Genomic DNA, 17766 nt, shown 5'->3' with positions numbered 1-17766 from the left:
ACATGACAGGAGAGAGCGCGGTGTCGGAGCAGAAGGTGGCGGAAGTGGCGGAGCTGGGCAGTCAGACGGGGCGCGAGGCCTTGGCCAGTGCACGGCGCGTGGTGGTCAAGATCGGCAGTGCGCTGCTGACCGACGACGGCCGCGGGCTGGATGACGCCGGCATCGGGCGTTGGGTCGATCAGATCGCGGCGCTGCACGCGCGGGGTGTCGAGGTGATCGTGGTGTCCTCCGGGGCGATCGCGGTCGGCATGTCGCGGCTGGGCTGGTCAGCTCGCCCCAGCGGTGTGCATGAGCTGCAGGCGGCAGCGGCGGTCGGTCAGAACGGCCTGACCCAGTGCTATGAAGAGCATTTCCATCGTCATGGCCTGACCACGGCGCAGATTCTGCTGACTCACGATGACCTCTCCAACCGCAAGCGCTACCTGAATGCACGCTCGGCGCTGCGCACCCTGGTCGACCTGCGGGTGGTGCCGGTGATCAACGAGAACGACACCGTGGTCACCGACGAGATCCGCTTCGGCGACAATGACACCCTCGGCGCGCTGGTCGCCAATCTTCTCGAAGCCGATGTGCTGTTGCTGCTCACCGATCAGGAAGGCCTTTATGATGCCGATCCGCGTCATGACCCGGCGGCCAGCCTGATCGAGGAAGCCCAGGCCGATGACCCGATACTGGTCAAGGTGGCCGGCGGCGGCGGTTTGCTCGGGCGTGGCGGCATGGCGACCAAGGTGCGCGCGGCGCGTCTGGCGGCGCGCAGTGGCGCATTGACCGTGATCGCTTCTGGTCGTCAGCCCGAGGTCATCACTCGGCTGGCTTCCGGTGAGCGCTTCGGCACGCTCCTCTTGCCGGAGCATGCACCGATCGCAGCACGCAAGCGCTGGATCGCGGGACAGCTGCAGGTGCGCGGCACCCTGACGCTGGATGCCGGGGCCGTCAATGTGTTGACCACGCGTGGCTCCAGCCTGTTGCCGGTGGGCGTCAGGAAGATCGAAGGCGCTTTCAAGCGCGGTGACCTGGTGCAGTGCGTCGATGAATCCGGCCAGCGCATCGCCAAGGGCCTGGTGAATTACAGCGCCGAAGATGCCGGACGGATTCTCGGCCTGCCCAGTCATCAGATCGAGGCGACGCTGGGCTATATCGAGGCGCCGGAACTGATCCACCGCGACAACCTCATCGTGCTGTAGCACCCATGAGGCCTGCTTCCTGGCTCTGTGCCTGGGTCTGTGCCTAGGGCCGGTACAGGCAAGCTCAGACTGGCGATATACGCTCGGGTCATGCTAGACTTTGCCGTCCTGTCGGGTGCTGGTCCGCCCCGATGGCGAAGGTTTGACGGGGCTTCCACGTCAAGTCGCTGATTTCTCGAAAGTCTTCACATCAGTGTCGAAAGACGAGAGATGATCGGACTCGCTGTCGCGGTGCGACAACGTCTTCCAAATTCAAGTTCATGAGTACGCGCCTACGGGTGGACTCATAAGGAGCATCAAAGTGGCAAATTCCAAGCAAGCACGTAAGCGCGCTCGTCAGGCTGAAGTTCGTCGTCAGCACAACTCCGCACAGCGTTCCGCCGTGCGTACCAGCATCAAGAACGTGCTGAAGACCGTCAAGACTGGCGATCACGCTGCTTCCATGGCCGCTTTCAATGTCGCGCAGAAGGTCCTCGACCGTTACGCCGACAAGGACATTCTGTCCAAGAAGAAGGCCGCTCGTCTGAAGAGCCGTCTGAACACTCGCGTCAAGGCACTGGCTGTCTAAGACGTGTGAGTGTGAAAAAACCGGCTTCGGCCGGTTTTTTTGTGTCTGTCTGTCGAGTGGATGGCATCGGTGTCAGGTCAGGGAAGCGAGAGGGGTGTCAGGGTGAGCAAGCCGCAGGATGAGTCGCCCGCAGGCGAGAAGGAAGTCAGGGAAGAAGATGGCAGGGCCGAAGCTGCCGCGCAGTCCGCTTCACAGGCGAGTGCCCAGGGCGAGACCCGTTCGGGCGACAGCCTGCCGGTGCGGGGTGGTCTGTTGCGCTCGGGGTTGATCGTCAGCGTGATGACGATGCTGTCGCGCGTGCTTGGGCTGGCGCGCGATGTGACCATCGCATCACTGCTGGGCGCCGGCAGCGGGGCGGATGCCTTCTTCGTTGCCTTCAAGGTCCCCAACTTCATGCGCCGCCTGTTTGCCGAGGGTGCCTTCAACCAGGCCTTCATTCCGGTGCTGTCGGAGTATGCGACTCGCCGGACGCGGGAGGAGGTCCGCGAGTTGCTGGACGCCGTCAGCGGCAGTCTTGGCGTCGTACTTGCGTTGATCACCGCGCTCGCGATGCTGTGCGCGCCCTGGCTGGTGTGGGTCTTCGCGCCCGGGTTCGGTGACGATGCCGGCAAGCTGGCGCTGACCGGTGACATGCTGCGCCTGACCTTCCCGTATCTGCTGCTGATTTCGCTGACCGCCTTTGCGGGCAGTGTGCTCAACACCTGGAATCGCTTTGCGGTGCCGGCCATCACGCCGGTGCTGCTCAACCTGAGTCTGATCGGCGCGGCGCTGTTGTTGGCCCCTCGCTTCGAGACACCCGCCATGGCGCTGGCCTGGGGCGTGTTGATCGCCGGTGGCGTGCAGCTGCTGTTCCAGGTGCCGTTCCTGTTGCGGCTTGGCCTGATGCCCAAGCCATGGCCGAATTTCGCCCATGAGGGCGTGCGCCGCATTCTCAAGTTGATGACCCCGGCGCTGTTCGGTGTCTCGGTCTCGCAGATCAATCTGCTGCTGGATACCGTGCTGGCCTCGTTTCTGGTCACCGGCAGCGTGTCGTGGCTCTATTACTCCGACCGTCTGGTCGAGCTGCCGCTGGGCATCATCGGCATCGCCATCGGGACGGTGATTCTGCCGGCGCTCTCCAAGCGCCACGCCGAGCAATCACTGGAGCACTTCCAGAAGATGCTCGACTGGGCGCTGCGCTCGGTACTGTTGATCGGTGTGCCGGCGGCGCTGGCGCTCGGCGTGCTGGCCGAACCCCTGCTGATCACGCTGTTCCACTACGGCGCGATGACCGACAACGATGTGGTGATGTCGGCCCAGAGCCTGCGTGCCTACAGCTTCGGCCTGCTGGCCTTCATGTTGATCAAGGTGCTGGCGCCGGGCTTCTATGCGCGTCAGGACACGAAAACGCCGGTCAAGATCGGTATCATCGCGATGGTCGCCAACATGGCCTTCAACCTGGCGCTGATCGTGCCGCTGGCGCACGCCGGGCTCGCGCTGGCCACGGCGCTGTCGGCCTTCCTCAATGCGGGCCTGCTGGCACGCGGTCTGTATCGTGACGGCGTGCTGCGCTTCCAGTCCGGTTGGGGACGCTATTCGCTGACGCTGATCGGCGGTTGCGCCCTGATGGGCGGCGGCCTGATGTGGCTGTCGCCGGACTGGACCACCTGGCTTGGTTGGGGCCTGTGGGAGCGCTGTGCGATGATGGGAGCGCTGGTCGTCGGCGGTGTGCTGGCCTATGCGGTGTGGTTGGGGCTGTGCGGTGTCCGCCCGCGCCATTTCCGCATGCAGAGCTGAGTCTGCTGCCCGGGTGCCACGCAGGTTGGTGTCCCCGGTTCCAGCTGTTTTCTCCCTGGTGGGGCAACGGTGGCTGTCAGCGCCGTGCCCCTTCGCTATAATCGACCACTTTCGGCGGCTTGTGTGATGCACGCATGGACTTGATCAGAGGACTCCACAATCTCGCCCGCCTGCGCAAGCAGGATGGCAGTCGCGGCTGTGTGGCCACCATCGGCAATTTCGATGGCGTGCATCTTGGCCACCAGGCGATTCTGGAGCAACTTCGCGAGCGCGCGGCGGCCTATGGCCTGCCCGCCACGGTGGTGGTGTTCGAGCCGCAGCCGCGTGAGTTCTTCGCGGGTGACAAGGCGCCGCCGCGGCTGACGCGTCTGGCGGACAAGGCGCGTCTGCTGGGCAGCCATGGCGCCGAGCGCGTACTGTGTCTGCCCTTCAATGAGACGCTGCGCTCGCTGTCGGCACGCGAGTTCATCGAGCAGGTGCTGATCGATGGGCTCGGCGTGCGTCATCTGGTGGTCGGTGACGACTTCCGCTTCGGCTGCGATCGCGCCGGAGACTTCGCGTTGCTGGAGCGCATCGGTGCCGCCGAAGGCTTTGCGGTGGAACATACCCGCACCTTCGAGATCGCCGGTGAGCGTGTTTCCAGCACCCGTGTGCGTGAGGTGCTGGCTGCAGGCGACATGGCGCTGGCCGCCTGGTTGCTGGGGCGCGCCTACCACTGGCAGGGACGCGTGGTCGCAGACCGCCAGCTGGGTCGCACGCTGGGCGTGCCGACCGCCAACCTGCCGCTGCCGAATGCGCCGCTGGCGGTCTCCGGCGTCTACGCGGTGATGGCGCACCTTGCCGACGGCCGCGACTGTCCGGCGGTGGCCAACATCGGCTGGCGCCCGACGGTCGGTACGCCGCGGCCGGTGCTCGAGGTCCATCTGCTGGACTTCGCAGAAGACCTCTATGGCCAGCCGATGCGCGTCAGCTTCTGCGCCTTCCTGCGTGGTGAACAGCGCTTCGATGGGCTGGAGGCCCTCAAGGCCGCCATCTACGCCGATATCGCCCTCGCGAAGCGTTTCTTCGCGCTGGCCGCGGGCGAGATGCCTGCCGGTGATGAGCAGGCGTTGCTCGATTGCATGACCTCGATGGCTGACCTGCCGCTGGCCAGCCGTCCGCTGAGCGCACTGATGACGGATGCGCCGACGGCACCCTTACACGGCACTGCTGAGGTGTCTGATTCCACAGCTCGGGAAGCCCAGGCTTCCCGCCCCCACGACGGCTGACCCGAAAGGCTATGAGCGACTACAAGCACACTTTGAATCTGCCCGATACCGACTTCCCGATGCGCGGCAATCTCCCCAAGCGTGAGCCGGAGCAACTGGCGCGCTGGAACGAGATTGACCTCTATGCGCGTCTGCGTGAAGCAGGCAAGGGCCGTCCGAGCTTCGTGCTCCACGACGGCCCTCCCTATGCCAACGGCAATATTCACATCGGTCATGCCGTCAACAAGATTCTCAAGGACATCATCGTCAAGTCCAAGACGATGGCGGGCTTCGACGCGCCTTACGTGCCGGGTTGGGACTGTCATGGTCTGCCCATCGAGCACAAGGTCGAGACGACCCACGGCAAGCACCTCGAGTCCGAGAAGGCGCGTCATCTCTGCCGTGAATACGCTGGCGTGCAGGTGGAAGGTCAGAAACACGAGTTCATCCGTCTCGGCATCGTCGGTGACTGGGGCAACCCGTATCGCTCCATGGACTTCGCCAATGAAGCCGGTGAGATCCGTGCGCTGGCCGAGATGGTCAAGGGCGGTTATGTCTTCAAGGGGCTGAAGCCGGTCAACTGGTGCTTCGATTGCGGCTCTGCGCTGGCGGAAGCGGAAGTCGAGTACGCCGACAAGACCTCTGATGCCATCGACGTCGCCTTCGCGGCAGACGACAGTGCGGCACTGGCCAAGGCCTTCGGCCTCGAGTCATTGAGCAAGCCGGCGGCGATCGTGATCTGGACCACCACTCCGTGGACCATCCCGGCCAACCAGGCGCTCAACGTTCACCCGGACTTCGTCTACTCGCTGGTCGACACCGGCGAGCGCATGCTGGTGCTGGCCGAGGAGCTGGTCGAGGACAGTCTGGCGCGCTTCGGTCTGAGCGGTGAGACGCTGGCGACCGTCAACGGCGCGGCGCTGGAGCTGATCAACTTCCGTCACCCGATCTACGATCGTCTGTCGCCGGTCTACCTGGCCGACTACGTCGAGACCGGTGCCGGTACCGGTATCGTCCACTCCGCGCCGGCCTACGGCGAGGATGACTTCCATACCTGCCGTCGTTACGGCATGAGCTTCGACGAGATCGAGAGCCCGGTGCAGGGCAATGGCGTGTACGTGCCGGACCTGCCGGAATTCGGTGGCCAGTTCATCTGGAAGGCCAATCCGAACATCGTCGCGCGTCTGGAAGAGCTCGGCGCGCTGATGGCGCACGAGAAGATCACCCACAGCTACATGCACTGCTGGCGCCACAAGACGCCGGTCATCTATCGCGCGACGGCCCAGTGGTTCGTCGGCATGGACTTCCCCGGCACCGATGGCGTGACCCTGCGTGACAAGGCGCTGTCCGCCATCGAGGACACCGCCTTCATCCCGGCCTGGGGCCAGGCGCGTCTGAAGAGCATGATCGCCAACCGTCCGGACTGGTGCATTTCGCGTCAGCGCAACTGGGGCGTGCCGATTCCGCTGTTCCTGCATCGCGCGACGGGGGAACTGCACCCCGACAGCGTGGCGCTGATGGAAGCGGTCGCCGATCGCGTCGCCGAGCACGGCATCGACGCCTGGTGGTCACTCGACAGCCAGGAGCTGCTGGGCGATGAGGCCGAGAACTACGAGAAGGTCACCGACACGCTGGACGTGTGGTTCGACTCCGGGACGACACACTGGCATGTGCTGCGTGGCTCGCACCCGCATGGTCATGAGGAAGGCCCGCGTGCCGACCTGTACCTGGAAGGCTCCGACCAGCACCGTGGCTGGTTCCACTCGTCACTGCTGACCGGCTGTGCCATCGATGGCCATGCGCCCTACAAGGCGCTGCTGACTCACGGTTTCACCGTGGATGCGCAGGGTCGCAAGATGTCCAAGTCCGTCGGCAACGTGGTCGCGCCGCAACAGGTGATGGACAAGCTGGGCGCCGACATCCTGCGCCTGTGGGTGTCCTCCAATGACTACTCCGGCGAGATGGCCGTCTCGGACGAGATCCTCAAGCGGACCGCCGATGCCTATCGTCGTATCCGCAACACCTCGCGCTTCCTGCTGTCCAATCTGAACGGCTTCGAGCCCGAGCGTGATGCGCTGGCCTTTGACGACATGCTGGCGCTGGACCAGTGGGTGGTCGATCGTGCCGCCCAGCTGCAGGCACGTGTCGAGCTGGCCTACGAGGAATACCGCTTCCTCGACATCTATCAGCAGGTGCTGACCTTCTGCTCGCGTGAGCTGGGCGGCTTCTATCTGGATGTCATCAAGGACCGCCAGTACACCACGCAGCCGAACTCGCGTGCGCGTCGTAGCTGCCAGACGGCGCTGTATCACGTGATCGAGGCACTGGCACGCTGGATGGCGCCGATCCTCTCCTTCACCGGTGAAGAGATCTACGCCAACATTCCGGGCCCGCGCAAGGACACCATCTTCCTCGAGACGGCCTACACCGGCCTGACCACCCTGGCGGATGATGCCCCCATGGGGCGTGAGTTCTGGGAGCAGGTGCTGCACGTCAAGCAGGCGGTCAACAAGACGCTGGAAGGCGCGCGTAACGCCGGTCTGGTCAAGAACGGCCTGGCGGCGGAAGTCACTCTCTACGTCAATGACGAGCTCAATACGCTGCTGGCAAGTCTCGGCGACGAGCTGCGCTTCGTGATGCTGACCAGCGGCGTGACCCTGGCGCCTCTCGAGGCGGCCGGTGAGGCAGAAGAGACCGACGTGTCCGGCCTCAAGGTGGCGGTCAAGGTCAGCGAGAATGCCAAGTGCGAGCGTTGCTGGCACCACCGTCCGGAAGTCGGCACCCTGCCGGAACATCCGACGCTGTGCAGCCGCTGCGTGACCAACCTGCCGGATGGCGAAGGCGAGACGCGTCACTTCGCTTGATCGCTGATGCGACCGAGGCATCGTTCAGCCTCCGCTGAGCGCTGATATCGAACGCCGGGCTCTGGCCCGGCGTTCGTGTCTTGCCGGTCGCAGACTCATTTCACGACAGGAAGGTAACATGACGTCTTCTTCACAAGGCCCCGCGACGGATACTCCCTCGGCCGGCAGTGAGCCAATGCGCTCGCCGCTGCGCTGGTTATGGTTGTCGCTGGTGATCGTGGTGCTGGACCTGGCCACCAAGTGGCTGGCCAGCAGTTCGCTGGTCTATGGTCAGGCCAACGAAGTGCTGCCGATCTTCAATCTGACGCTGCTCCACAACACCGGCGCGGCGTTCAGTTTTCTGGCCGGCCATGATGGCTGGCAGCGCTGGTTGTTTGCGGGCATTGCGGTGGTGGCAGCCATCGGCCTGAGCATCTGGCTTGCGCGCCTCAAGCGTCACGAGACCTTCACCGCGCTGGGCATCGCGCTGGTGCTGGGGGGCGCGCTTGGCAATCTCTATGATCGTGTCGTGCATGGCTACGTGGTGGACTTCCTGTCCTTCCACTGGGGCAATGCCTTCTTCCCGGCCTTCAACGTGGCGGATGTCGCCATCAGCCTGGGAGCCGTGGCACTGATTCTTGAATCTTTCCGTGGCCGCTCCGAATGAGCGCCACAAGCGAGGTCAGCATGAGCGAGCATCGTATCGCCGATAACATGGAGGTCAGCCTCCATTTCCGTCTGCGTCTGGAAGACGGCACCGAGGTGGACTCCACTTTCGACAAGACACCGGCCTCCTTCCAGGTGGGTGACGGCAATCTGCCCCCGGGCTTCGAGCGTTCGATCATGGGCATGGCGGCGGGCGAGACCGGCAGCTTCACGATCACGCCGGAGCATGCCTTCGGTCAGCACAATCCGCAGAACGTCCAGACCGTGGCGCGCAAGAGCTTCGATGAAGAGATCGAGGTCGGCATGGTGATGTCCTTCGCCGAGCCGTCGGGCTCGGAGCTGCCGGGCATCATCCGCGAGATCGATGAGCGTGACGTCAAGGTCGACTTCAATCACCCGCTGGCCGGGCGTACCCTGACCTTCGAGGTCGAGGTGCTGTCAGTCGCCCCCGCGACCACGCACTGAGTCTTCTTTCCCTAGGTGTGCTCCCCCGTGAGTGCACCTCGCCATCAAGCGGAGCCTGTCATGCAGATCAAGCTGGCCAACCCGCGCGGTTTCTGCGCCGGAGTGGATCGCGCCATCGATATCGTCAACGGGGCGCTCGACGTGTTCGGGCCGCCGATCTACGTGCGTCACGAGGTGGTGCACAACCGTTTCGTGGTCGACTCCCTCAAGGAGCGCGGCGCCATCTTCGTCGAGGAACTGCACGAAGTGCCGGATGACGTCATCGTCATCTTCTCGGCGCACGGTGTCTCACGTGCCGTGCAGGAAGAGGCCGAGCGTCGCAACCTCAAGGTCTTCGATGCCACCTGTCCGCTGGTGACCAAGGTGCACATGGAAGTCCTGCGCTATGCGCGCAAGGGCCAGGATTGCGTGCTGATCGGTCATGAGGGCCACCCCGAAGTGGAGGGCACCATGGGCCGCTATGACACTTCCAGGGGTGGCACCATCCATCTGGTAGAAGACGAGTCCGATGTGGCGAGTCTGGAGGTCAAGGACCCGGAGAAGCTGGCCTTCGTCACCCAGACCACACTGTCCATGGATGACACGGCGCGCGTGATCGATGCGCTGCGCGAACGCTTCCCGGCGATTCAGGGCCCGCGCAAGGATGACATCTGTTACGCGACCCAGAATCGCCAGGATGCCGTGCGCATGCTGGCGGAAGCCTGCGATGTGGTGCTGGTGGTCGGCAGCCCCAATAGCTCCAATTCCAATCGCCTGCGTGAACTGGCGGAGCGCATGCAGACCCCCGCCTGGTTGATCGACGATGCGCAGCAGATCGAGGCCAGCTGGCTCGAGGGGATCGGCAGTATCGGTATCACCGCAGGGGCCAGCGCCCCCGAAGTGCTGGTGCAGGGCGTGATCGATCGCCTGATGGCGCTGGGAGCCTCGGCACCCGAGGAACTCGAGGGTCAGGAGGAGAACATCGTCTTCTCCATGCCTAAGGAACTCAAGGAGCGCTTGATCGCCTCGGACCAGATCCGCGAGCTGTAACACCTTGTAAGTTCCTGCCGGTGAAGAAGCCGCGACTCTGTCGCGGCTTTTTTGTGGGTGCCATTCGCATTTTACCATTCAATTCAGCAGTTTCTTGTATAAGTGACAGCATTCTTGAGCACGATCGTTGATCAATCTGGTGCGCATTGAAAAAAAATGTAATACGTGGTTACCGAAATGATACATAATGGAGGTATAGTTCGTACTCTGGAGAATCCCCCATGCCACGACTGTTCTCGGTCACCGGTGTCAGCAGTGCAGGTGCACGCCGTGAGCCGAAACCGGGGCGCGGGGCACCTGGCAGGCGTCGGGCTCAGGGCTTCACCCTGATCGAGATGATGATGGTGGTCGCGATCATCGGCATTCTGGCGGCGGTCGCCATTCCCTCCTATCTCGGTTATGTGGAGCGCAGCTGGCGCTCGCATGCCCAGCAGGCGCTGGGGCAGCAGGCCAGACAGCTGCATGGCTTCTACTATCAGAATTTCTCCGAGGCACCCGTGGGGGATGATGACCAGCCGACGGATGGCGTCAGCCGTATAGAGGATGGTGGTGGCAATCTTCGCTACCTGATCACGTATCGCAGTCTGTCTGCCTCGTCCTTCGTCCTGCAGGCGACGCCTCAAGGGGCACAACTCAATGACGACTGCGGCGTACTGTGGATGGACCAGGACATGAATACCGGTGCCGAAGGAGGAGGCCGGTGCTGGTGATGATGAGTCCCCAAGAGACAGACTCGAGTCCGGCATGGCCGGTCGACCCTCAGCGGCAAGGAGACGTATCTCTCATGCGCCAATCCCGTGGTTTCACCCTGATCGAGCTGGTCGTGGCGGTGGCGATCATTGCCATCATCGCGACCTGGGCGGTGCCGGCCTGGCAAGGCCTGGTGCAGCGCTCTCAGGTGGAGTCCGATGTGCGTGCCCTGACCCATGCGCTCGGCATGGCGCGCAGCACCGCCACCACGCGCGGTGTCGATGTGAGTGTCTGTCCCTATGCGCCGAGCGTGGCCACCCCCAACCCCACGGCCTGCGACGATGACTGGGCGAGTGGCTGGGTCGTCTATATCGGGAGCACTTCCAACTTCACCCTCGACGATCGCCTGTGGATTCATCAGGACAGCAATGCGGTTGCCCAGTCGGGTGGCGCCGCCAGGATCACCTACAACGATCGCGGCACGCTGACTAGTGGCAACAGCACGCTGGTGTTCTGTGCGGCGTCCGATGCTACCTCTGTGGTAGTGGCTCCTTCAGGCCGTGTCCGCCTTGAATCCGGGGGGGACTGCTCATGACAGCATCGTTGATGACCACATCCCTCAGGAAAGTCCTACAGCCGAGAGCGCTGAGGGAGGCATTGCTGACGCGCCTGCAACGGCGCCGTTGCACCCGGCATTCTCAGCGCGGCGTCGGCCTGATCGAGGCGCTGGTCGCGGTCATGCTACTGGGGGTTTCCCTGTTGGGGCTGGGGTTGTTGCAAGTTCAGACGCTTCAGCATCAGCGCGTCAGCTACAGCAATACCGTGGCACAACTGCTGTCGCTGGACATGGCTGAACGTATCCGCGCCAACCTTGAGGCCATCGACCAATATGATGACGCCGACACCACCAATGCGCCGGCGGATGGATGCAGCTCGGACTGCATACCCTCAGAGCTGGCGGACCAGGACATCATTGATTGGCGTGACGCCATCATCGGCTCCACGCTGACCAGCGGCGTCGGCAGCGTGGAAGTCGACGAGCGTGTCGTCGGCGGCGCCGGCATCGGCGTTCACGACGTCAGTGTCCAGGTACAGTGGAGTGACCCCATCAGCGGGGGAGTTGACCAGCAGACCTATCGTTTCGAGGTAGAGCCATGAACCGCTGTTTACCTGCATCGGCCCGCCGACGCTTGGCCCCCGACACTGCCCGTCCGCATGGCTTGAAGCGCCAGGCGGGCGTGGGGCTTGTCGAGCTGATGATCAGCCTGGTGCTGGGGCTGCTGATCACGGCGATGGCGGTGCAGATGTTCTCGACCTCACGCAGCACCGTGAGCACCCAGGAGGCGCTTTCCTATCTGCAGGAATCGGCCCGTTACGTGTCCTTCCGGCTCCAGCCACTTATGCGCAATGTGGGCTACGCAGGTTGTGCCAATAGCCGCGATATCACCAATGCCAGCTCGGTGGATGCCTCCCACGACCTCACGGCGCCTTTCGGTGGTCAGCAGCGTACCCAACGGGGCCTCAGCTATTTCAATCTGACGTTCGTCGCTGCCAGCAAGGATGGCGATGAAACCACGCTGACCAGCAGCATGACGTCGCTGGGTGGCCCACTGTCCGTGCGCAACGGTAGCGAAGATGCCTTCGTGACCAACGAGTATGCGCTGGTCAGTGATTGCAGCAGCACCGATGTCTTCAGGGTGTCGGGCACCACCCAGGGCAATGTGGAAACCAATGACACTCTGTCACGCTCCTACGGCAGCTCTCAGTCCTCGAACGCCTATCTCTACCCGGTGCAGGCCTGGGAGCTGCGGCTGGATGACCAGGCCAACGATTCCTCGGTGCGTGCACTGTATCTCGATCGAATCGATGCCGCTTTCGCACGGGAAGAACTGGCCTCCGGCGTACAGGGCTTCGATGTCAGCTTCAGTCTGGATACCACCGGCAACGGCAGTGTCGATCGCGTCAAGGTGCCGGCCGCCACGGTGCGCAGCGAAGGCCGTTGGGATGAGGTACGCCGTATCGAGATCGCTCTGACGCTCGAGAGCCTGCCGGGAGTGGTACCGGGCGGGAATAACGATGGCCGTTTGACGCGAACCTTCAATCTCACGTTCACACCGCGCAATCTGCAACTGAGGGGCAGTTGATGAATACCTCGTCTTCAATGTCTACCGTCTGCGCGGCCACCCGGGGGCCAGCACGTCAGCAAGGCATCGCCTTGCTGATCGTGTTGATCATGCTGGTCGTGATCGGGCTGCTGGCCGTCACCGGGGTCGAGGACAGTCAGCTGCAGACACGCATGGCCGTCAACAGCCGGAACTTCGAGCAGTCCTATTACAACGCGGAAACCAGTCTGAGCATCGGTGAGCGTGCGCTGCAGGATAGCCTGGAGGATGGTACCTGGAGCCTTGACAGCTTCGATGATTCAGCTGGCCTGATGCTGGCACTGCCCGAGGATGCGCCGCCGATCAACCCGCTCTCGGAAGCGGATTGGCAAGCCAACGGTATCCAGACGCTGGACAGTGATACCGGTGCGGTCATCGGGGCCTATGTGATCGAGTATCTAGGCAAGGTCGGCGAGCCGCCGCTGAATGCCAGCAACGAAGTGAATGCGGTGGGCACGCGCCTGGATGCCTTCCGTATCAACGCGATGGGCACTGGGGGCGGCAATGGTGCCTCCTGGACAGTAGTGCAAAGCGAGATGGAACTGGGCCCTTACTTCTGAGAGGAGCAAGAACATGCGTTATCTGCTGAGTGGTGCCCTGTGCCTTGTCGCCTTGCCCTGTCTGGCGGCTCCCGGGGAAATTGCCCGCGCTCCGGTCACGGAAGCGACCGGAGTCCAGCCCAATATCCTGTTCATTCTGGATGATTCGGGCAGCATGGCCTGGGAGGATACCCTTAACAAGGGGGTCGAGCATTGGGGTTACCAGCCGGCTTCCTCGCTGATGGGGTACACCGGGGTGTATTCCAAGAGAGGGATCTGGATAGAGAACAATCATGATGCCGATGATCGTATCGTTTACTCATCAGACCTTGGCGGGGCGATCGGGGCCTGCATGGGCTTCAATGTCATGGCCTACAACCCTGCGCTGACCTACACCCCCTGGGCGGGCGCTGATCGAGCGGGAATCGCCTATCAGAACATGAGCCTGTCGAATGTCCGTGAAGATCCCTACGAGCCTACCAGCTGGGCCAGGATGAGCGATGACGCCTACTACGTCCGCTGGGACGACAATGGTGATGGGGACTATGACTACGGTGAATGCGGCGTCTATCGCAGCAATTCTGGGCGCCTGTATCTGGACGATGATCATGTCGTTGAAGTGGAAGACCTGTCCGCGGCTCAGCAAGTCAATTTCGCCAACTGGTTCACCTACTATCGCGACCGCATGCTGGTGGCCAAATCTGCCATGGCCGGTGTGATCAACGCCAATGAGTCCCGGGTCGGGCTGCGCACCATCCAGAGCCGCAACAATCGCAACGTTGCGGACATGACGGATACTGATGAGCGTGAAGCCCTGCTGGAGGAGCTGTTTACCGCCTATCCCTCCGGTGGCACTCCTCTGCGTACCGCGCTCAAGAGCGCCGGTGAGTATTACTCCAGCACTGGTCGTTCGGCTCCCATTCTGAGTGCGGATGAGGGCGGCATGTGTCAGCAGAACTATTCCATATTGATGACCGATGGCTACTGGAATGGCTCCAGCCCCAGTGTCGGTAACGTCGACGGTGGCAGCGGCGAATTCATCAGTGCCAGTCACCGTGACAGCTATTCCAATACGCTTGGTGATGTCGCGATGAAATATTATCGCGAGGACCTGCGGACTGACTTGATCGACAGCGTACCGACCATACCGGGAGTGGATGAAAACTCCGCTCAGCACATGGTGACCTACACCGTCGGTTTCGGTGTGGATGGCTCGCTGTCCGAGAACCCTGCTGATCTTGAATCTGCCTTTACCTGGCCGCAGCCGGTCGCCAACGCCAATACCACCATCGACGATCTTCGCCATGCGGCCTGGAACGGGCGTGGTGAATATCTCAGCGCCGCCAATCCGCAGGCATTGATTGATGCGTTGAACAATATCGCTCAGTCGATCGCAGGACGCGCGGCCAGTACCGGTAGCCTGGACATCAGCAGTGGTGGGCAGACCAGCGGCGCGTACGTGATTCAGACCATCTATGATCCCGCTGATTGGTCGGGCGATGTCGTTGCACGCAAGATCGGCACCAATGGCACCTTGAGCGCCACCTCTGATTGGTCCGTCGCGGAGTGGTTGCGTGAGGATGATAGCCGTAGCTCCAGCCGCAAGGTGATTACCTACAATCCGGGGATCTCTGAAGTGGATGAGAAGGCCTTCTTCTTCGATATCGAGGAGGCCGGATCACTGGAGGCCGAACAGATTCTCGATCTAGTCGGATTCCTCGATGAGACGCTATTGACCGATACTGTGCTGATATCCGTGCGTGAAGCTGCAAATGGCGTATCTGGCATCATTGGCAACGGGCTGGGTCTGGGGTTGGGCAATGGCAATGGCCTTGCCAATGCCGTGGGACTGACCGGTGGACAGAGCGGAGTGCTAGACCTGGTCGGCGATACCGTGACGCAGTTGACAGGGCAGATCCTGGATACCAGTGGCACCTTCCTGAAACTCAATGGCACCCCGCTGGCCGTGAGGACCTCAGAGCTCGAGAACCTCATCGGCTATCTCAAGGGCGATGACGAGTATGAAGGGACCTTGTTCCGCGATCGTGATGACAACTATCTAGGAGATATCGTCCACGCCTCGCCGGCGATCGTCGGGCCGCCTTCGGCCAGCTATCGCAATGACATGGAAGTGTCTTCGTACCGCTCCTTCAAGACGCTGTATGAGGACCGCCAGAACATGATCTACATCGGTGCCAACGACGGCATGCTGCACGCCATCGACATGGAGACCGGTGAAGAGAAGTTCGCTTACATGCCGTATGCCGCCTTCAGCATCGAGAGCGGGCGCGGTATTCGCCAGCTCGCTGATCAGAACTATGTGCACCAGTACTATGTCGATGCCACTCCGGTCGCGCGTGACGTGCATGTCCAGTTGGGCGATGAGGATGCGCCCGGTTGGCACTCGGTCCTGCTGGGTGGGTTGGGCGCTGGTGGCAAGGCGGTCTACATGCTGGATATCACCGATCCTGAAGGCTTCGAGTCATTGGGTGAATCCAATGGCACCTCACCGGCCGAGATCGTGCAGTGGGAATTCACCCACGAGGACCTTGGCTATACCTTCAGCGATATTCAGGTAGCGCGTCTGGACGACGGCAAGTGGTATGCCATCTTCGGCAATGGCTACAACGCCGACAGCGATGGGCGTGCCAAGTTGTTCATCGTGGACCTGGAAGACCCCGACAACTATGCGCTGCTGGATTCTCAACAGGGCAGCAATGCCGGCGGGTCGTGCACCTCTGCCAGCAGTGACTGCAATGGCATGTCGAGTCCTGAGCTGGCTGACATCGACGCCGATGGCATCACCGACTGGGTCTATGCCGGCGATCTGCATGGCAATGTCTGGGTGTTCGACATGCGCGAGTTCTCGCTGAGCAACATCGGCAGCAGCGAAATATCGCGTCTTTTCCAGTCATGTGCCGTTGCCCTGAACAGCACGTCATCGACCTGTCCGGCAGCTTACCGACAGCCCATCACATCGCGGGTAGCCGTGGCACGCAGCGGTGTCTTCAACAGCACCGTCGATACGCCGTACCTGAATGTGTACTGGGGCACCGGGCAATTGCTGACGCTGCAGGATGCGGTCGATACCTCGACCCAATCCTTCTACAGCGTGCTGCATACCGGGTCTTCGACTCGTCGTTATCACGGCGAGCTGGAAAAGCAGAGCTTCTCCAATATCAGTGGTGTGAGTGACGCGCGTACGGTCACAGGGGTAGGCGTCGATTATTCCAATCAGAACAACAATGGTATGCAGTACGGCTGGTACCTGGAGCTACCGGACTCCGGTGAGCGTCTGGTGACCATCCCGGCTGTCCGTGGTGATCTGATTGTCTTCAATACCACCATCCCGGGCTCCAATGGTCCCTGTACTGGCGGTGCCAGCGGTTGGCTGAATGCGCTCAGCTTGCGCAATGGGCTACAACCGGTGCGCAGCTACAACAATGTGCAGCAGGTCTTTGATTACAACGATGACGGCGAGGTCAACGCGAGCGACAACGTAAACAATCAGGTCGTGCTATCGATCAAGACAGAAGGCGAGCCCACCTCACCGAAATTCCTGGGTGATACCCAGTACGTCGGCCAGGGCGGTACCAATCAGGTGGTCGAAATGGCCATGGATTTCGGGATCGACGGCCTGGAAGGCCGTAGTGCCTGGTATCAGCTGCGCTAGGAGAGAGACCATGAAGACATCACGACTCAAGCTGACTAGTAGTGGACTGATGCTGGCGGCGGGCTTGCTCTTCACGAGCTGGAGCTCCCAGGCCCTGGCGGAAGATACCCCGATTCCGCTGGTCATGGAGCAGAGCGTTACCGGCGTCATCGATGAGCGTGAGGGAGATCAGCTGCTCGTCGACGACATGGGTTTCGTGCTTCAGCCGGAGAGCCGGATACTCACCCGCAATGGGCGCGAGCTGAAGGCCTTCCACCTCACGCCGGGGCAGAAGGTCGAGGTGCGCTTCGACCCACGTGGTGAGCCGAAGCAGGTCATCGACATCACGCTGCTGCGTCGGGGGCGCTGATGATCAGGCGAACTGCAGGTTCTCGAGCACAAGGCGGCTTCGGTCTGCTGGAGCTCATGATTGCCGTGGCCATCATCGGCATTCTGGCGGCGATCGCCTATCCCAGCTATCAGGACCAGGTGGAGCGCTCACGTCGCACCGACGCCACCACCGCCTTGCTGGCGCTTGCGCAGACCCAGGAGCGCATCATGGCAACCTGCGGTGAATACGCGACGGCCAGCGTGACAGCGGCGACCAGCTGTGGAGATGCGCTCGGAGCCGGCGGCGATGGTATCGGGCTGGGGCAGGCAGATGCTGTCAGCGAGGAAGGTTTCTATAATCTGGCCGTTGCGGGAGATGCAGACAGCTATACCCTGACCGCTACTGCTACCGGCAGTCAGGCCAATGATGAGGACTGTGCCACCTTTACGCTCACGGAGTTGGGAGTGAAGGGGGCGGCAGTCCTTGAGGACTCGGAAGGCACTGACAGCAGCGATTGTTGGTAGGCACTGACAGCCGACATTGCATGGCAAGCGCATGAAGCCTCGATCTACGATGATCGGGGCTTTTTGTTTGGTGAGTGAGGTCCAGTCGAG

Annotated in this window: 16 protein-coding genes; all 16 read left to right on the top strand. The window is 62.2% G+C overall.

Features of this window, described 5'->3' with window-relative positions:
- Positions 1–20: 20 nt before the first annotated feature.
- A complete protein-coding gene (gene proB, locus MKZ40_RS14755) occupies positions 21–1184 on the top strand; it encodes a glutamate 5-kinase (RefSeq protein ID WP_282627961.1) in 1164 nt (387 codons plus the stop codon).
- A 301-nt stretch (positions 1185–1485) separates the two neighbouring features.
- On the top strand, positions 1486–1752 hold the full coding sequence (gene rpsT, locus MKZ40_RS14750) for a 30S ribosomal protein S20 (RefSeq protein WP_043335965.1): 267 nt from the start codon (positions 1486–1488) through the stop codon (positions 1750–1752).
- A gap of 237 nt (positions 1753–1989) precedes the next feature.
- Entirely contained in the window at positions 1990–3528 is a 1539-nt protein-coding gene (murJ, locus tag MKZ40_RS14745) for a murein biosynthesis integral membrane protein MurJ (protein ID WP_282627962.1), read from the top strand.
- Positions 3529–3662: 134 nt separating this feature from the next.
- Positions 3663–4796, top strand: a complete 1134-nt coding sequence (gene ribF / locus MKZ40_RS14740; protein ID WP_175090333.1) for a bifunctional riboflavin kinase/FAD synthetase — start codon at positions 3663–3665, stop codon at positions 4794–4796.
- An 11-nt stretch (positions 4797–4807) separates the two neighbouring features.
- Positions 4808–7639, top strand: a complete 2832-nt coding sequence (ileS, locus tag MKZ40_RS14735) for an isoleucine--tRNA ligase (protein WP_175090334.1) — start codon at positions 4808–4810, stop codon at positions 7637–7639.
- Positions 7640–7757: 118 nt separating this feature from the next.
- On the top strand, positions 7758–8285 hold the full coding sequence (gene lspA / locus MKZ40_RS14730) for a signal peptidase II (RefSeq protein WP_054556926.1): 528 nt from the start codon (positions 7758–7760) through the stop codon (positions 8283–8285).
- Between the two features lie 20 nt (positions 8286–8305).
- On the top strand, positions 8306–8749 hold the full coding sequence (fkpB, locus tag MKZ40_RS14725; RefSeq protein WP_175090335.1) for an FKBP-type peptidyl-prolyl cis-trans isomerase: 444 nt from the start codon (positions 8306–8308) through the stop codon (positions 8747–8749).
- 60 nt (positions 8750–8809) lie between these two features.
- Entirely contained in the window at positions 8810–9778 is a 969-nt protein-coding gene (gene ispH / locus MKZ40_RS14720) for a 4-hydroxy-3-methylbut-2-enyl diphosphate reductase (protein ID WP_175090336.1), read from the top strand.
- 221 nt (positions 9779–9999) lie between these two features.
- Positions 10000–10488, top strand: coding sequence for a type IV pilin protein (locus tag MKZ40_RS14715; RefSeq protein WP_175090337.1), 489 nt, complete (start codon positions 10000–10002; stop codon positions 10486–10488).
- A gap of 74 nt (positions 10489–10562) precedes the next feature.
- Positions 10563–11063, top strand: a complete 501-nt coding sequence (locus MKZ40_RS14710) for a GspH/FimT family protein (protein ID WP_175090338.1) — start codon at positions 10563–10565, stop codon at positions 11061–11063.
- A gap of 11 nt (positions 11064–11074) precedes the next feature.
- Positions 11075–11626: a type IV pilus modification protein PilV gene (pilV, locus tag MKZ40_RS14705; protein ID WP_175090339.1), complete on the top strand. Its 552-nt coding sequence runs from the start codon at positions 11075–11077 to the stop codon at positions 11624–11626.
- A complete protein-coding gene (locus MKZ40_RS14700; protein ID WP_175090340.1) occupies positions 11623–12612 on the top strand; it encodes a PilW family protein in 990 nt (329 codons plus the stop codon). Before pilV ends, MKZ40_RS14700 begins: the two co-directional genes overlap by 4 nt.
- Positions 12612–13190 (top strand): hypothetical protein, encoded by a 579-nt coding sequence (locus MKZ40_RS14695; protein ID WP_175090341.1) that lies wholly within the window; start codon positions 12612–12614, stop codon positions 13188–13190. The genes MKZ40_RS14700 and MKZ40_RS14695 overlap by 1 nt, the downstream gene beginning before the upstream one ends.
- A gap of 13 nt (positions 13191–13203) precedes the next feature.
- Positions 13204–16842, top strand: coding sequence for a PilC/PilY family type IV pilus protein (locus tag MKZ40_RS14690; RefSeq protein WP_175090342.1), 3639 nt, complete (start codon positions 13204–13206; stop codon positions 16840–16842).
- Positions 16843–16852: 10 nt separating this feature from the next.
- Positions 16853–17191: a hypothetical protein gene (locus MKZ40_RS14685; RefSeq protein ID WP_175090343.1), complete on the top strand. Its 339-nt coding sequence runs from the start codon at positions 16853–16855 to the stop codon at positions 17189–17191.
- Entirely contained in the window at positions 17191–17676 is a 486-nt protein-coding gene (locus MKZ40_RS14680) for a type IV pilin protein (RefSeq protein ID WP_175090344.1), read from the top strand. Before MKZ40_RS14685 ends, MKZ40_RS14680 begins: the two co-directional genes overlap by 1 nt.
- Positions 17677–17766 lie beyond the last annotated feature (90 nt).

Origin of the sequence: Cobetia sp. BMC6 (assembly GCF_029991385.1) — a bacterium.
In the GTDB taxonomy this organism is placed as follows: domain Bacteria; phylum Pseudomonadota; class Gammaproteobacteria; order Pseudomonadales; family Halomonadaceae; genus Cobetia.
The sequence above is the reverse complement of the archived record's forward strand: the minus strand, read 5'-3'. Positions and strand labels throughout refer to the sequence as shown.

What these genes read in the sequence shown, in the direction of transcription:
- MKZ40_RS14710 (WP_175090338.1), top strand. Translation starts at nt 10,563, where the DNA reads ATGCGCCAATCCCGTGGTTTCACCCTGATCGAGCTGGTCGTGGCGGTG.
- MKZ40_RS14695 (WP_175090341.1), top strand. Translation starts at nt 12,612, where the DNA reads ATGAATACCTCGTCTTCAATGTCTACCGTCTGCGCGGCCACCCGGGGG.
- MKZ40_RS14700 (WP_175090340.1), top strand. Translation starts at nt 11,623, where the DNA reads ATGAACCGCTGTTTACCTGCATCGGCCCGCCGACGCTTGGCCCCCGAC.
- MKZ40_RS14685 (WP_175090343.1), top strand. Translation starts at nt 16,853, where the DNA reads ATGAAGACATCACGACTCAAGCTGACTAGTAGTGGACTGATGCTGGCG.
- MKZ40_RS14690 (WP_175090342.1), top strand. Translation starts at nt 13,204, where the DNA reads ATGCGTTATCTGCTGAGTGGTGCCCTGTGCCTTGTCGCCTTGCCCTGT.
- ileS (WP_175090334.1), top strand. Translation starts at nt 4,808, where the DNA reads ATGAGCGACTACAAGCACACTTTGAATCTGCCCGATACCGACTTCCCG.
- pilV (WP_175090339.1), top strand. Translation starts at nt 11,075, where the DNA reads ATGACCACATCCCTCAGGAAAGTCCTACAGCCGAGAGCGCTGAGGGAG.
- ispH (WP_175090336.1), top strand. Translation starts at nt 8,810, where the DNA reads ATGCAGATCAAGCTGGCCAACCCGCGCGGTTTCTGCGCCGGAGTGGAT.
- lspA (WP_054556926.1), top strand. Translation starts at nt 7,758, where the DNA reads ATGACGTCTTCTTCACAAGGCCCCGCGACGGATACTCCCTCGGCCGGC.
- fkpB (WP_175090335.1), top strand. Translation starts at nt 8,306, where the DNA reads ATGAGCGAGCATCGTATCGCCGATAACATGGAGGTCAGCCTCCATTTC.
- MKZ40_RS14715 (WP_175090337.1), top strand. Translation starts at nt 10,000, where the DNA reads ATGCCACGACTGTTCTCGGTCACCGGTGTCAGCAGTGCAGGTGCACGC.
- ribF (WP_175090333.1), top strand. Translation starts at nt 3,663, where the DNA reads ATGGACTTGATCAGAGGACTCCACAATCTCGCCCGCCTGCGCAAGCAG.
- MKZ40_RS14680 (WP_175090344.1), top strand. Translation starts at nt 17,191, where the DNA reads ATGATCAGGCGAACTGCAGGTTCTCGAGCACAAGGCGGCTTCGGTCTG.